This is a genomic window from Streptomonospora sp. PA3 (assembly GCF_009728995.1).
Taxonomy (GTDB): domain Bacteria; phylum Actinomycetota; class Actinomycetes; order Streptosporangiales; family Streptosporangiaceae; genus Streptomonospora.
This window is the reverse complement of sequence record NZ_VTZW01000010.1, coordinates 281,212-296,566: the sequence shown is the minus strand read 5'-3', so window position 1 is coordinate 296,566 and position 15,355 is coordinate 281,212. Positions and strand designations below refer to the sequence as shown.

Here is a 15,355-nt window from a genome sequence, read left to right as displayed (position 1 = left end):
CCACCATTCCCCATCGGGGGCCGTCTCAGGCCCGACCTAGCGCATTCTTAACGAGACTCCGCCGGCACCGAGGGCGCCGGGTGTGCCCCCAGTCGCCCCGACTGCCCCCGGCGACCGCTCTGACCAGTTCATTCACCATCCCGTAACACCGCTCGCCATCTCTTTACGCCGGCGCAACACATGCTGCGGCGCGGGGAAACACGCGGCCCCGAAGGTGGCGGTCGTGGTGATCTTCGTCGAGCCCGATGGCGTGCTCGCCGATCCATCCCTCGGACGAACGCAGCAATCCCCCGCCCGATCTATGGAGGCGACACAATGGAAGGCATCGACAGCGGCACCACGGCGTGGCTGCTGATCTCCTCTGCGCTGGTGATGCTCATGACTCCGGGGCTGGCCTTCTTCTACGGAGGCATGTCCCGGGCCAAGAGCGTGCTGAACATGATGCTGATGAGCTTCGCGAGCATCGCGCTCGTCAGCGTGCTGTGGGTCGTCGCGGGGTATTCCCTGGCCTATGACACGGCCGGGCCTCTCGTCGGCGGCCTCGGCTACCTGGGCGTCACGGGGCTCATCGGCGAGGTCGACGGCGGCATTCCCGTGCTGCTCGACGTCGGCTTCCAGATGATGTTCGCCGTCATCACCGTGGCCCTGATCAGCGGCGCCATCGCCGACCGCGCCAAGTTCGGCGCGTGGCTGCTCTTCGTGCCCCTGTGGTCGCTGCTGGTCTACTCGCCGGTGGCCTACTGGGTGTGGGGCGACGGCTGGATCGGCGCCCTGGAGATCGGCGGCTACGGGGTCGTCGACTTCGCCGGCGGCACCGCCGTGCACATCAACGCCGGCGCCGCCGCGCTCGCGCTCACCTTCGTGTTGGGCCGCCGCAAGGGCTTCGGCTCGGAGTCGATGCGGCCGCACAACCTTCCGTTCGTGCTGCTGGGCGCCGCTCTGCTGTGGTTCGGCTGGTTCGGCTTCAACGCGGGCTCGGCCTACGCCGCCGACGGCACCGCCGCGCTCGCCCTGCTCAACACCCAGGTCGCCACGGCAGCCGCCACCGGGGCCTGGATGCTGGTCGAGCGCATCCGCTACGGCAAGGCCACCGCACTGGGCTTCGCCTCCGGCGCCGTCGCCGGCCTCGTCGCCATCACCCCGGCCGCGGCCGACCTCACGCCGCTGGGCTCGATCGCGCTGGGCCTGATCGCCGGCGGCGTCTGCGCCTACGCGATCAGCTGGAAGTACAAGTTCAAGTACGACGACGCCCTGGACGTGGTCGGCATCCACATGGTGGGCGGCATCATCGGCTCGCTGCTCATCGGGCTGCTGGCCGCCTCCTCCGCCAACGGCTCGGCGGGCCTCCTCTACGGCGGCACGTTCGGCCTGCTGGCGGTCCAGGCGGTCGGTGTCGTCGGCGTCCTCGTCTACTCGTTCGCGGTCACCTACATCATCGCCAAGCTCATCGACCTGGTGATGGGCTTCCGGATCCCCGAGCACGTCGAGACCAACGGCCTCGACGCGGAACTGCACGCCGAAACCGCTTACGCCTTCGACGAGCTCGACGAGCTCGAAGGCGCCGAGCCCTCCTCGCCGACGCCTCCGGGCGAGGAGGTGGCCTCACAGCAGGCCCGGTCCTAACCAACCCGGCTCAACGTGGAGGCGGTGCGACCGAGTCGGCAGGTGCCGTGAGGCGAACGCCGGGCCGGCGGGGACGACCCCCGCCGGCCCGGACGCGTGTGCGCACCTGTGGCCTCACTCACCCGCGCCGGTCCGGCGCGGCGGCGCGGCGGCGGGGCGGGGTCCCGCGCACAGGGGGCCTCCGCGACCGGATCCGGCCGCCGGGTCCCCACCGGGCACGCGGCCCGGCCTCGCCTCCTGCACCCGGCGGGTTGGGTACGCTTGGGCGGCACGAGGGCGCCGGACACGCACCGCGGCCCCCGCCCGTTCTCCGCCCGGGCCCGCGCCCTTCCTCCCACAGCGTGCCCGGAGCCCGGTCGGCGCCCGTGCGCCGGGATCCATCCAGCCAGTTCCGCAGACACACGTGCACCCCGTGGCAGGGGGCCAGGAGGCAAGATGTCGCCGGTTCATCCCAACACACGACGATCACGCGGACCCCTGGCGTTCGCCGCAGCGGCGGCCGCTGTCGTGATCGGCGCTTCCGGCTGCTCCATCGACCTCAGCGAGTTCCGCCCGGGCGGCGGCGAGGAGGCCTCTCCCTCCCCCACGCCGGCCAAGGCGGCCCCGCTGCTGGAATCGGCGCTGGAGAAGCTGCGCTCCCGGTCGGCGGTGACCGTGCAGGGCCAGATCTCGGAGGCTGAGGGGAGCGTGGTCAGCGACATCTCGCTCACCACCACCAGCGCCGGCACCGCCAGCGGCACGGTGCAGACCAACGAGAACGAGGCCCAGGTCATGCAGGCCGACGGCAAGCTCTTCGCCAACGCCCCCGAAGCCTTCTGGCTGGACAAGAGCATCGCCAACCCCGACTCCGCCGACTACGCGAGCAGCTGGGTGCGCCTCTCCGGCGACCAGCTGGGGGTCGACCCCTCGTCGATGCTGGCGCCCTCGCAGCTGGCCGACATCATCGGCGGTATGGCCCCCAGCGGGGGCAAGGCCCGGCTGGAGAACCTCGACGGCACCACCGCCTACCGGGTCGACCTGCAGGGCGGCGAACACAACCGGGTCTGGATCGGCGAGGAGTCCGGCCGGCTGCTGCGCGCCGAGATCGAGCAGCTGACCCCCGAGGGCGCCGAGTCCGGCCCGCGCACCCGCCTGGACTTCACCGTCCCCGAGTCCGGCGAGGTCGAGTCCCTCTACGAGGAGGTGCTGACCGTCGCCCAGGAGGAGCTCGAAGGCTCGCCCGACGCGCGCCTGTCGGTGGGCTGGAGCGAGCAGCTCGACCTGAAGTGCGAGACCGGCGGCGCCTGCACGGTCTCCGGCACCGTCCAGGACTCCTCCGAGAACGGCTCCGGCGGCGACGCCAGCGTCATCGTGCGCATGAACGCCACGGTGAAGAACGACGAGCTCGGCTCCAAGAAGTGCGAGGACTCCGGCTCCCTCAAGTCCGGCGGGACCGTCGACCTCTCCTGCGGCGTCGACTACGACCTCGCGCCGAGCACCTCGCCGAAGACCTACCAGATGGGCGGCGACGCCCGCCTGTCCACCAGCGCCCTCAGCGGCGACGCCCGCGAAGAGCTCGTCGCGGCCATCGAGGAGCAGCGCGACGCCGTGCTGGCGGGCTCCTCGCCCTCGGCGAGCCCCTCGGAGTCGCCGGCCGCGCAGGAGTCGGCCGGCGACTGATCGCGGAGCGGGCGCCGAACGTTTCCCGCCGGGGCGCGCGCGGCGCGTCCCGGCAGGTAACCTAGGAAGCCAATCCCGAGACGAAGGACTGGCCACACTCGTGTTCGAGACGCTATCCGACCGGCTGACCTCGGTCTTCTCCTCGCTGCGCGGCAAGGGGCGGTTGTCCGAGGAGGACATCAACGCGACCGCGCGCGAGATCCGTCTCGCGCTGTTGGAGGCCGATGTCGCGCTGCCAGTCGTCCGCGCCTTCATCGCGCGGATCAAGGAGCGCGCCCAGGGCGCCGAGGTCTCCAAGGCGCTGAACCCGGCGCAGCAGGTCATCAAGATCGTCAACGAGGAGCTCGTCGAGATCCTCGGCGGCGAGACGCGCGAGATCCGTTTCGCCAAGACCCCTCCGACCGTCATCATGCTCGCCGGCCTCCAGGGCTCGGGTAAGACCACTCTGGCGGGCAAGCTCGGGCGCTGGCTGGCGGGCGAGCGCAACACTCCGCTGCTGGTGGCCGCCGACCTCCAGCGGCCCAACGCCGTCACCCAGCTGCAGGTGGTGGGCGAGCGCGCCGGCGTGCCCGTGTTCGCGCCCGAGCCCGGAAACGGCGTGGGCGACCCCGTCGAGGTCGCGCGCGCCTCGGTCGAGCAGGCCGAGCGCAACAACCACAACGTGGTCATCATCGACACCGCCGGCCGCCTCGGCGTCGACAGCGAGATGATGCAGCAGGCCGCCGACATCCGCGACGCGGTCCGCCCCGACGAGATCCTCTTCGTCGTCGACGCGATGATCGGCCAGGACGCGGTGAACACCGCCCAGGCGTTCCTCGACGGCGTCGGCTACGACGCGGTGGCGCTGACCAAGCTCGACGGCGACGCCCGCGGCGGTGCCGCGCTGTCGATCCGGCACATCACCGGCCGGCCGATCATGTTCGCCTCCACCGGCGAGAAGCTCGAAGATTTCGACCTCTTCCACCCCGACCGGATGGCCTCGCGCATCCTCGACATGGGTGACGTCCTCACCCTCATCGAGCAGGCGCAGCGCACGTTCGAGGAGGACGAGGTCGCCAAGATGGCCAGCACGCTGGCCTCCGACGAGGACTTCACCCTCGACGACTTCCTGCAGCAGATGGGCATGCTGCGCCGGATGGGTCCCATCAGCAACCTGCTCGGCATGATGCCGGGCATGGCGCAGATGAAGGACCAGATCAGCAACGTCGACGAGAAGGACCTCGACCGCATCACGGCGATCATCAGGTCGATGACCCCGGCCGAGCGCGGCAACCCCAAGATCATCAACGGCTCGCGGCGGCTGCGGATCGCCAACGGCTCCGGTACCGAGGTCAGCGACGTCAACGGGCTGGTCACCCGCTTCTTCGAGGCGCAGAAGATGATGCGCCAGATGAAGAACAGCGGCATGGGCGGCATGCCGGGAATGCCCGGGATGCCGGGCGGAGGCGGCGGCCGCAAGAAGGCCAAGGCCCAGGCGAAGAAGGCCAAGAAGGGCAAGCAGCGCAGCGGCAACCCGCTCAAGGCCAAGCAGCAGGAGGCCGAGCGCGAGGAGGAGCGCCGGCGCCGCCGCGAAGAGGGCGGCGACGAGCAGCAGGCTCCCCAGCTGCCTCCCGGCCTGGGCGGCGGCGGGCAGCTGCCGCCTGGATTGGGCGGCGGCTCCATGCCCGACCTGTCGAACTTCAAACTGCCCAAGAAGTGACGCGCGGCCGGCGTCCCGGCGGGTGCCGGGCGCCCGGCAGGGCGGGGCCGAACCGGCTCCGGGGCGCGCATCGGCCTGCCGCCGGTCCGGGTGAGACGGCCGTCATGCGGGCCGGACCCGCCGAAGGCCTCCGCAACGCGCGTTGCGTACGCCGAGATCTGGCACAATGGGTAGTTGACCAACGGTGTGATGGGCCGGCCCTCTAACTTGCCCGGGCACCTAACGTCCCCGCCTGAACACTCCGCCGCATCCCCACGCGGCGCGATGACAGGCAATCGCATCGCAACTGGGAGAATCCACACCCGTGGCTGTCAAGATCAAACTCAAGCGTATGGGCAAGATCCGTACGCCGCAGTACCGCATCATCGTCGCCGACGCCCGCACCAAGCGCGATGGCAGGGCCATCGAGGAGATCGGGAAGTACCACCCGAAGGAAGAGCCGAGCTTCATCGAGGTGAACTCGGAGCGGGCGCAGCACTGGCTCTCTGTGGGGGCGCAGCCCACCGGCCCGGTCAAGAACATCCTGAAGCTGACCGGTGACTGGCAGCGTTTCAAGGGGCTGCCGGAGCCGGGGCCGCTGAAGGTCGCCGAGCCGAGGGACAAGGAGGCCGAGGAGGCCGCCTTCCAGGCCGTGCTCAAGGAGCTCGTCCTCCCGGACAACGAGTCCACCAAGGGCGGCGGCAAGTCCAAGAAGTCCTCGGGCTCGGAGAAGAAGTCCGAAAAGGCCGAGAAGACCGAGAAGTCCGGCGAAGACACGACCACGGAGCCTGAGGGCGAGGCCTGACGTGCTTGAAGAGGCGCTAGAGCACCTGGTTCGGGGCATCGTCGTCAACGGCGACGATGTCCAGGTGAGAGCCCGGAGGCTCCGCAAGGGCAAGGTGCTCGAAGTCCGGGTCCATCCCGACGACCTCGGGAAGGTCATCGGCCGCAACGGGCGCACCGCCAAGGCGCTGCGCACCGTTGTCGGTTCGCTGGCGGGCGACCGCTACGTCCGCGTCGACCTGCTGGACCTGAACGAGGTGCGCTGAGCGCCGGTCCCGGCCCCCGCTGCGCGCCCGCCCGCGCGGACGCCGCGGCGGGAGCCGGGACCTTCGCGCCGTTCCCGGCGAGCGGCGCGATGCAGTCGTGTGCGCGCAGACCCGGCGCGCCTACAACCGCAGGAGGACGATGCGTCTCGTTGTCGGCCGGATCGGCCGCGCCCACGGGATCCGCGGCGAGGTGGCCGTGGACGTGCGCACCGACGACCCCGGCTCGCGCTTCGCACCGGGCGCCCTCCTGCACACCGACCCCGCCGGCGCCGGCCCGCTCACCGTGGCATCGGCGCGCAGGCACTCGGGCCGGCTGCTGGTCCGCTTCGAGAAGGTCGGCGACCGCACCGCCGCCGAGGAGCTGCGCGGAGTCGCGCTCCTCGTCGACTCCGCCGACGTGCCGCCGGCCGACGACCCCGACGAGTTCAACGACCACGAGCTCATCGGGCTGCGGGCCGAGACCACCGAGGGCACCGAGGTCGGCACCGTGGCCGACGTGCTGCACAACGCCCAGGACGTCCTGGTGATCACCGACTCCGCGGGCGGCGAGGTGCTGGTGCCGTTCGTCCGCGCCCTCGTACCCGAGGTCGACACCGGGGCCGGCCGCCTGGTGATCGATCCGCCTCCCGGCCTGCTGGAGCTGGGCCGCTGATCCCCGCGCGGCCCGCCGCCCGCGCCCGCCGTCCCGTCCGCCCACACCCGCCTCGCCGGCGCCCGCGTGCCGGAACCGCCGCCGGAGCACCCGCACACCTATGCGCATCGACATCATCACCATCTTCCCCGACTACTTCGCGCCGCTGGAGCTGTCGCTGATCGGCAAGGCGCGGGCGGCGGGCATCCTCGACATCAGACTGCACGATCTGCGGTCGTGGACCCACGACCGGCACAACACCGTCGACGACACCCCCTACGGCGGCGGTCCCGGCATGGTCATGAAGCCCGAGCCGTGGGGCGAGGCGCTGGACGCGGTGACCGCGGGCGCCCAGGCCCCGCCGCGACTGGTGCTGCCCACCCCCAGCGGAACCCCCTTCGACCAGGAGGGCGCCAAGCGGCTCTCGCGGGAGCCGTGGCTGGTGTTCGCCTGCGGGCGCTACGAGGGCATCGACGCGCGGGTGGCCGCCGACGCCGCGCGGCGCATGCCGGTGGAGGAGCTGAGCATCGGCGACTACGTGCTGGCCGGCGGGGAGTCGGCCACGCTGGTCGTCGTCGAGACGGTGTCGCGGCTGCTGCCCGGCGTCCTGGGCAACGCGGAGTCGGTCGTGCAGGATTCGTTTGCGGCCGGCGCCATGGAGAACCTCCTCGAAGGGCCCGTGTACACCAAGCCGGCGCACTGGCGGGGCCAGGAGGTGCCGCCCGTGCTGCTGTCGGGCGACCACGGCGCGGTGGACCGCTGGCGGCGCCACGAGGCGCTGCGCAAGACCGCCCGCAACCGCCCCGAGCTGCTGCGCGAGCTGGCGGCCCGGCGGTTGGACGAGCTCGACCGCAGCGACCGGGAGCTGGTCCTGGCACTGCTGGAGCAGGCGCCGCCGGAGTGAGCGCGGGGCCGCATCCCCGTGAGGGCGGCGGTTCGCGGGCTGTGCGCAGGCGTGCGGCCCGGGGGATCGGCGGCCTCGGTTACAGACCGGGCCCCAACGTGTGGCAGACTAGGGGAGTTGCCCCTGCCGTCGCGCTTTGTTCTCATGCCGCCGCACCCGCTGACCGCGGCCGCGCAGACCGGGCAGAGGCGCACCCGAAGGACCCCAGCAGCAGATCCGCCCGCGCGAACCGCACTGTCCGTCGCCGCGGCGCGCAATCGATGAGGAACCGCTGAGATGCACACCGCAATTCAGGAAATTGAGAAGGCCCAACTGCGCTCGGACATTCCCGATTTCCGCCCGGGCGACACGCTGAACGTGCACGTGCGCGTCACCGAGGGCACGCGCTCGCGTGTCCAGGTCTTCAAGGGTGTCGTGATCCGGCGCCAGGGGGCCGCCAACCGCGAGACGTTCACGGTCCGCAAGATCAGCTACGGCGTCGGCGTGGAGCGCACCTTCCCGGTGCACAGCCCGGTGATCGAGAAGATCGAGGTCGTCTCCCGCGGCCGGGTGCGCCGTGCCAAGCTGTACTACCTGCGCAACCTGCGCGGGAAGGCCGCCCGCATCCCCGAGCGCCGCTGACCGCCGATCCCGGTCCGGTCGCGCGGCGCATGAATCGCTGCTGTGGCTTTTCCGACACGCAGCGCTGCGCTCGGATAGGCTTCGGTTCCGATGACCAATGACGAAGCGGCCTCCGGCGCGGCGGCGCATCCACCCGTCCGCGTCGGCGGCACCCGCTCCGGCGGCTCTGGCTCTCCTGCGCCCCTGCGCAGGGGAGCCAGAGTCGTGTCGGGACGGTGCCGGAGGTTCGGGCCGGTGAGGCCGGGGCGGCCGAGAGCGGGGGTTCGATGAACGCCAAGAGAGAGCACACCGAGGAGAAGGCGCAGAAGTCGGGATCGTTCTGGAAGGAACTGCCGATCCTGATCGTCATCGCGCTGGTCTTGGCCTTCGTCATCCGCACGTGGATCGCGCAGCCGTTCTACATCCCCTCCGGGTCGATGGAGAACACGCTGCTCGTCGGCGACCGGGTGCTCGTCAACAAGCTGGTCTACCAGGTACGCGAGATCGAGCGCGGCGACGTCGTCGTGTTCAACGGCGGCGGGTCCTGGGACGAGCCCGGCACGGTGGCCGTCGACGAGTCCGCCAACCCCGTGTCCCGCGCGTTCACCTGGGTCGGCCAGCAGTTCGGACTGGCCCCCACAGGTCGCGACTACATCAAGCGGGTGATCGGCGTCCCGGGCGACACCGTCCAGTGCTGCGACGCCCAGAACCGGGTCACGGTCAACGGAGTGCCGCTGGACGAGCCCTACCTCTTCCCGGGCAGCCTCGCCACCCCCAGGGAGTTCGGGCCGGTGACCGTGCCCGAGGGGCGGCTGTGGGTCATGGGGGACCACCGGGTCGCCTCCAACGACTCGCGTACGCACCAGAAGGAGCCGGGCGGGGGCTCGGTGCCCATCGACCACGTGGTGGGGCGGGCGTTCGTGATCATCTGGCCGGTCGACCGCTGGGCCACCCTGTCCACGCCGGAGACCTTCGAGAAGCTCAACGAGGGCGGCAGCTCCGAGAAGGCCGACGGCGGCGGTGCGGGCACCCAGGGCGCCGCGGGCCCCGCGCCCGCGGAGGCCGCCGAGGCGTCGGCGGCGCTGCCGCTGCTGCTGGGCGCGGCCGCGGCCGTACCCGCGGGATTCACCGGCCGCCGGCAGCGGCCGGTCGCGGAGCCGTCGGGGGCCGCCGCGCGGCCGCTGGGCAGCGGCGGCGAATGAGCCGCGGACGGGGTAGTGGACCCGGGGCGGGGCCGTTTCCAGACGGTTGACACGTGCCGCATCATGGTTCTGTAGTCGATTGATCAAGGCGGGATCTCGACCTTCCCGCGAGACCCCATAGGCGAAGGGGGCCGGGCCGCTCAACCGGGACTGCACGACGAAAGCGAGCGCGAAATGAGTTCTGAGGACCTGGAGAAGTACGAGGCCGAGATGGAGCTGCAGCTCTATCGCGAGTACCGCGACGTCGTCGGCCTCTTCAGCTACGTGGTCGAGACCGAGCGCCGGTTCTACCTCACCAACCACGTGGACCTGCAGCCGCGCAGCACTGAGAACGGCGAGATGTACTTCGAGGTCACGATGGAGGACGCCTGGGTGTGGGACATGTACCGCCCGGCCAGGTTCGTCCGCAACGTGCGCGTGGTGACGTTCAAGGACGTCAACGTCGAGGAGATCACCAAGTCCGACCTGGAGGTCCCGGCCACCGGCAAGCCGCACTGACCGGGCCCGCCCCGCCCGCCCGGGCGGAGGCGCCCCCGGCTCCCGCCGCCGGGCAGCGGATCCGTCCGCCGCCCGGCGGCGTCGTCTTGCGGGCCGCGGTGATGTGGCGCGACGCGCGATCCGGACGCGGGGGGAGGCGAGCGCGGCGGCGCTTGGCCTGCGCGGATCGGTTCCGGTGCCGTCGGTTGCGCACGCGACGAGGGCGGCGACGGTAGCAGATGGCCGGGCCCGCGCCCACCGGTTCCGGTGCCCGCGGGCCCGGCCCTTCGCCGGCCTTTTTCGGCCGGTTGTCCACAGGCGGCGAATCCGCGTGGAGCGGTGCGTGTCCGGCGATCACCCTGGGTGCATGAGCTCCTTCCGCCGCTCCGTACGCCCCGCCCTCCGCCGCGACCGCCTCCAGCCGCCCGCGTCCGCCCCGCCCGCCGCGGCGTCCCGCAGAACCGCACTCGGCTCGCGCGGGGAGGAGGTGGCCGCCGCCTACCTTGCGCGCGCCGGGCTGCGCATCCTCGCGCGCAACTGGCGCTGCCCCGAGGGCGAGATCGACATCGTGGCCGGCCAGGGCCCCACCATCGTCGTCGCCGAGGTCAAGACCCGCACCAGCCTGCGGTTCGGGTCGCCGCTGGAGGCGGTGACCGAACCCAAGCGCCGGCGGCTGCGGCGGCTGGCGCGGCGGTGGGCCGCCGCGCACCGGGCCGGGGGCAGGCCCATGCGGGTCGACGTGGTCTGCGTGCTCGTGCTTCCAGGAGACCGCGTCTTCGTCCGGCACCACCAGGGGGTGGCCTGATGGCCCTCGCCCGCACCCGCTCCATGGCGCTCATCGGCGTCGACGGCCACATCATCGAGATCGAGGCCCATCTCGGCGACGGACCCGCCGGGCTGACCCTGGTCGGCCTGCCCGACACCGCGCTGCGCGAGGCGCGCGACCGCATCCGGGCCGCCGTCGTCAACTCCGGGGAGCACTGGCCCGAGGGCCACATCACGGTCAGCCTGTCACCGGCCAGCCTGCCCAAACGCGGCAGCGGCTTCGACCTCGCGATCGCCGCGGCGGTGCTGGCGGCCGACGGTGCCGTGCCGGCGATGCCGCTGCACACCGCCGTCGTACTGGCCGAGCTCGGGCTCGACGGCCGCACCCGCCCGGTGAGCGGCGTGCTGCCCGCCGTCCTGGCCGGTGCCCGCTGCGGGCACACGACCGTCGTCGTGGCCCGCGGCAACGCCGAAGAGGCCGGTCTCGTGCCGGGAGTCACGGTGGTCGCGGTGTCCTCGCTGCGGGAGCTGCTGGCGCGGCTGCGCGGCGAGCCGGTCGCCGAACAACTTCCCGAGGAGGCCCCGGCCGATCCGGTGCACGAGCCGGAGGAGGCCGCCGACTCCGCCGGCGCGCGCAGGCCCGATCTCGCCGACGTGCTGGGCCAGCCGGTGGCCCGCCGCGCACTGGAGATCGCCGCGGCCGGCGGGCATCACCTGATGATGGTCGGCCCGCCCGGCACGGGCAAGAGCCTGCTCGCCGAACGCCTGCCCACGGTGCTGCCGCGGCTGACCTCCGCGGAGTCCATCGAGGTCACCGCCGTGCACTCGGTCGCGGGTGCGCTGCCCGACCGGTCGCCGCTGATCGTCGAGCCGCCCTTCTGCGCACCCCACCACACCGCCACCCGCGCCGCCATCGTCGGCGGCGGCAGCACCCGGTTGCGTCCGGGCTGCGTATCGCTGGCCCACCGCGGCGCGCTGTTCCTCGACGAAGCGCCCGAGTTCGCCCGCGGCGTCCTCGATTCGCTGCGCCAGCCGCTGGAGACGGGCGAGGTCGTCGTCGCGCGCTCCGCGGCGACGGTGCGCTTCCCCGCCCGCTTTCTGCTCGTCCTCGCCGCCAACCCGTGCCCCTGCGGCAAGTCCGGAAACGCCTGCACCTGCTCCTCCACCCAGCGCCGCCGCTATCTCGGCCGCCTCTCGGGGCCGCTGCTGGACCGGGTCGACCTCAAGGTGGAGCTGCAGCCCGTCGCCCATGCCGAACTGCTGGCCGACCGCGCCTATGCGGAGTCCTCGGCCACCGTCGCCCAGCGGGTCGCCAGGGCCCGCGAGCACGCGGCGAAACGCCTCGCGGGCACGCCATGGAGCACCAATGCGGCCGTCCCCGGTGCGGAGCTGCGGCGGCACTTCCCCGTGGCGTCCGAAGCGCTGCGCATCCTCGCCACGGCCCTGGAACGCGGCGAGATCAGCGCCCGCGGCCTCGACCGCGCCCTCCGGGTCTCCTGGACCCTCGCCGACCTGGCCGACCGCCCGGGACCCACGGCGGAGGACACCGCCTACGCCTACGCGCTGTGGACCGGGCGCCTCCGATGACCTGCCGGCGCTTGCCCACCGCGAAGGTCCGCCCCAAGCAGCGGGCCGCCGAGTGCGGAAGCGGCGACTCGGCCTTGGGGACCGCGCCGCGGCCGCACGCCCGCGGAACACGCACCGGCCCGCACGGACGGCCGGACCGCCCGGCACCCCGGCCGCCGGCGGAACCCGGACGCCTCCCCGCGCGGAGGCGGCGGGGTCCCGACGGGCGACCGCGGCTGCCCGCCGCTGCCGGCGGCGCGGGGCCCGTCACCGTCGCCGCCCTCGCCGCAGGGGCGTCGCCGGCGCGAGGGTGCGATGGCCTTCTCTGCGTGTTCCGGCTCGTGTGCTGCGGCCGGAGTCCTCTTCGCCCTTCCTGCGAAAGGAGGAAGGCGGCGCCCTCGCCGGCCCTGGCCGGCCTCCTGGACGCCGCCGTGATCATGACCCGCCTCGACTCCTCATCCGACCCTCCGCTCCCCGATGCCGGGGAACCTGCCGCTTCCCCCGCGCCGGCGCTCGGCGACGACGCCACGGCCCGGGCTTGCCTGACAGCGGTGGCCGAACCCGGCGATCCCGCCCTCGGCCTGCTGCTCGACGAGCACGGCGCCGCCGCCGTCTGGCAGGCGCTGCGCGACGGCGGGACCCCGCAGCCGCCGCCGGGCGTCCGCCCACAGGACCTCGCCAAGCGTGCCGCGCGCTGGCGCGGCCGGGCGGCCGGACTGGACCCCGACACGCTGCTCGGGGCCACCGCCGAGCTGGGCAGCCGCCTGATCGTGCCCGGAGACCCGGGCTGGCCCACCCAGCTCGACCAGCTCGGGCAGCGCCGCCCCTACGCGTTGTGGGTCCGCGGCGCCCACGACCTGCGCCACGCCTGCCTGCGCTCGGTCGCGATCGTGGGAGCCCGCGCGGCCTCGGCCTACGGCCTGCACGTGGCCGCCGATCTCGCCTGGGGCCTGGGGCAGCGCTCGTGGGCGGTGGTCTCCGGGGGCGCCTACGGCATCGACTCCGCCGCACACCGCGGCAGCCTCGCCGCCGGCGCGCCGGCCGTCGCGGTTCTGGCCTGCGGCCTCGACCTCGCCTACCCGCGCGGAAACGAGAACCTGTTCGCCGACATCGCCGCACGCGGGGCGCTCGTCAGCGAGCACCCGCCGGGCGCCCCGCCCAGCAGGCACGGGTTCCTGGTGCGCAACAGGATCATCGCCGCCCTCACACCCGGGACCGTGATCGTCGAAGCCGGATTGCGCAGCGGAGCCCTCAACACCGCCCGCCACGGGCAGGACCTGCACCGCGCGGTCATGGCCGTGCCGGGTCCGATCACCTCGGCGCTCTCGGCCGGCTGCCACCGGCTGCTGCGCGACGGCGCCGCCGTCTGCGTCACCGGCACCGACGACGTCGTCGAGCAGGTCGGCCGGATCGGCGCCGATCTGCGCCCCGAGCACGGCGGTACCGCGCTCGATCCCGACTCCCTCGACGGCACCGCCCGCCGGGTCCTCGACGCGGTTCCCGACCGCGCCTGCGCCGGCACGGCATCCATCGCCCAGACCTGCGGCCTCGACCTCGACACGGCCCTGAGCAGCCTCGGCCTGCTCGCCGCCGCGGGCTTCATCGAACGCGGCCCCTCGGGCTGGCGCGCCAGACGCCCGCCCCGCCGGCCCTCCGGGTGACGACGCCTACGTCCTGTGTGAGAAGCCGGTCACCACGGAGGTTGCGGCAATGGGGCTGGGTTGCGCGAATCCCGCCCGCCGCCGCCCCTAACGGAGGCGCGGATGCGCCACGTGCCTATTCGGAGTCGGTTTGCCTCCGAGCGCACGGCGCACTTTTGCGCCGGAGGCCCGCTACCGATGGTGCGGCTCCACCTGGCAAGGACTGCGTGCGCTCGGCGGCAAGCTGCGACCGCGCTWCGCGAGGCGCGCCCATTGCCGCAACCCCGCTGGTGGCCGCCCCAGGTGGTGTCCGGGGGGTTCCGCTGTCCTGGCGAGCGGAGGAACCCTCCGGGGGCTACCCACGGCGGGCACCACAGCGGCTGCGGCAATGGGGCTGTGATGCGCGAAGCGCTGTGCGCCGGCTTGCCGCCGAGCGCACGGCGCACTTTCGCGCGGGAGGCCCGCTACCGATGGTGCGGCTCCATCTGGAAAGGACTGCGTGCGCTCGGCGGCAAGGAAACACGTGACGCGAAGCGTCTCCGTTGGGGTGGTGGCGGGCTGACGGGCGGGCACGTGACGCGCAGCGTCTCCGATGGGGCGGTGGCGGGCGGATCGCGCTGCGCGGGGCGCACAAATTGCCCGCAACCCCGATGGTGGCCCCCAGGTAGTAAGCCGGGGGGTTCCTGGGAAGCGGCGCCCCTGCCGTTCTCAAACACGGCCTGACCGGCGGTCCCGAGGCCGCGGCCACCGCCGCGCCGACGCCTCTGTCCGGCTGCGGGCGGCGTCTGTATGGTCGAGCCATGTCTGGACCCGACGAGGGGCTTTTGGCCGAGCAGATGGCCTACTACCGGGCGGCCGCGCCCGAGTACGACCGGCAGTACGCCCGGAGCGAGGACCTGCGGACGGTGCTGGCCGAGGTCGAGGGCCTGCCGATCGCCGGGGACGTCTTGGAGCTGGCGTGCGGGACGGGCCAGTGGACCGCGCGGCTCGCGGCGCGGGCGCGTTCGGTGACCGCCGTCGACGCCTCGGCCGAGGTGCTGGCCATCGCCCGCGAACGCACGGCGTCCCCGGGAGTCCGGTTCGTGCAGGCCGACGTGTTCGAGTGGCGGGCGCCGCGGCGCTACGACACGGTGTTCTTCGCCTTCTGGCTTTCCCATGTGCCGCCGGCGCGGCTGCCCGCCTTCTGGGACACCGTGGCCGCCGCACTCGCGCCGGGCGGCAGAGCAGTCTTCGTCGACGACGGCCCCGGTGCGGTCGCGGTCGAGGAGGTCCTGGCGGATCAGCCCGCGCCCGCGACGATGCGCCGCCTCGCCGACGGCAGCCGGTACCGCGTCGTGAAGGTGTTCCACGACGCCCGGGGCCTCACGGACGATCTTGCGGCGCTGGGCTGGTCGGCTCGGATCAGGTCGGTGGCCGGGAAACTGGTCGGTGTTGCGCAACCTCCGGCCGCGACCGGCTGATCAGGGGCCGCCGCGGCGGCCCCTGATCAGCCGGTCGCGGCGGCGCCCCGCCGTCCCCGCGAACGCCGAACAGGCGCGGCGCTCGCGGGGTACTCCGGGAA

General features: G+C 73.1%; 14 protein-coding genes. All 14 read left to right on the top strand.

The features are described from left to right. Positions 1-315 precede the first annotated feature (315 nt). Complete coding sequence (locus FZ103_RS13495; protein ID WP_156001519.1) at positions 316-1,623, top strand: ammonium transporter; 1,308 nt, start codon at positions 316-318, stop codon at positions 1,621-1,623. 435 nt (positions 1,624-2,058) lie between these two features. Further along, positions 2,059-3,282 carry a hypothetical protein gene (locus FZ103_RS13490; RefSeq protein WP_156001518.1) on the top strand — a complete coding sequence of 408 codons (1,224 nt, stop codon included), beginning with the start codon at positions 2,059-2,061 and terminating at the stop codon, positions 3,280-3,282. Between the two features lie 100 nt (positions 3,283-3,382). Continuing rightward, entirely contained in the window at positions 3,383-4,981 is a 1,599-nt protein-coding gene (ffh, locus tag FZ103_RS13485) for a signal recognition particle protein (protein WP_186356253.1), read from the top strand. 304 nt (positions 4,982-5,285) lie between these two features. Further along, on the top strand, positions 5,286-5,765 hold the full coding sequence (rpsP, locus tag FZ103_RS13480; protein WP_186356252.1) for a 30S ribosomal protein S16: 480 nt from the start codon (positions 5,286-5,288) through the stop codon (positions 5,763-5,765). Between the two features lies 1 nt (position 5,766). Beyond that, entirely contained in the window at positions 5,767-6,009 is a 243-nt protein-coding gene (locus tag FZ103_RS13475) for an RNA-binding protein (RefSeq protein WP_186356251.1), read from the top strand. Between the two features lie 139 nt (positions 6,010-6,148). Then, a complete protein-coding gene (rimM, locus tag FZ103_RS13470) occupies positions 6,149-6,661 on the top strand; it encodes a ribosome maturation factor RimM (protein ID WP_156001514.1) in 513 nt (170 codons plus the stop codon). 100 nt (positions 6,662-6,761) lie between these two features. Next, positions 6,762-7,544, top strand: a complete 783-nt coding sequence (gene trmD / locus FZ103_RS13465) for a tRNA (guanosine(37)-N1)-methyltransferase TrmD (protein WP_156001513.1) — start codon at positions 6,762-6,764, stop codon at positions 7,542-7,544. Positions 7,545-7,820: 276 nt separating this feature from the next. Then, positions 7,821-8,165 carry a 50S ribosomal protein L19 gene (rplS, locus tag FZ103_RS13460; protein WP_156001512.1) on the top strand — a complete coding sequence of 115 codons (345 nt, stop codon included), beginning with the start codon at positions 7,821-7,823 and terminating at the stop codon, positions 8,163-8,165. Positions 8,166-8,380: 215 nt separating this feature from the next. Then, positions 8,381-9,346, top strand: coding sequence for a signal peptidase I (gene lepB, locus FZ103_RS13455; RefSeq protein WP_394350103.1), 966 nt, complete (start codon positions 8,381-8,383; stop codon positions 9,344-9,346). A gap of 174 nt (positions 9,347-9,520) precedes the next feature. Then, on the top strand, positions 9,521-9,844 hold the full coding sequence (locus tag FZ103_RS13450; RefSeq protein ID WP_156001510.1) for a DUF2469 domain-containing protein: 324 nt from the start codon (positions 9,521-9,523) through the stop codon (positions 9,842-9,844). Positions 9,845-10,190: 346 nt separating this feature from the next. Then, a complete protein-coding gene (locus tag FZ103_RS13445) occupies positions 10,191-10,628 on the top strand; it encodes a YraN family protein (RefSeq protein WP_156001509.1) in 438 nt (145 codons plus the stop codon). Then, positions 10,628-12,175: a YifB family Mg chelatase-like AAA ATPase gene (locus tag FZ103_RS13440; protein WP_156001508.1), complete on the top strand. Its 1,548-nt coding sequence runs from the start codon at positions 10,628-10,630 to the stop codon at positions 12,173-12,175. The genes FZ103_RS13445 and FZ103_RS13440 overlap by 1 nt, the downstream gene beginning before the upstream one ends. A gap of 530 nt (positions 12,176-12,705) precedes the next feature. After that, complete coding sequence (dprA, locus tag FZ103_RS13435) at positions 12,706-13,815, top strand: DNA-processing protein DprA (protein WP_343233517.1); 1,110 nt, start codon at positions 12,706-12,708, stop codon at positions 13,813-13,815. 779 nt (positions 13,816-14,594) lie between these two features. Next, positions 14,595-15,254 (top strand): trans-aconitate 2-methyltransferase, encoded by a 660-nt coding sequence (locus FZ103_RS13430; RefSeq protein ID WP_156001507.1) that lies wholly within the window; start codon positions 14,595-14,597, stop codon positions 15,252-15,254. Positions 15,255-15,355 lie beyond the last annotated feature (101 nt).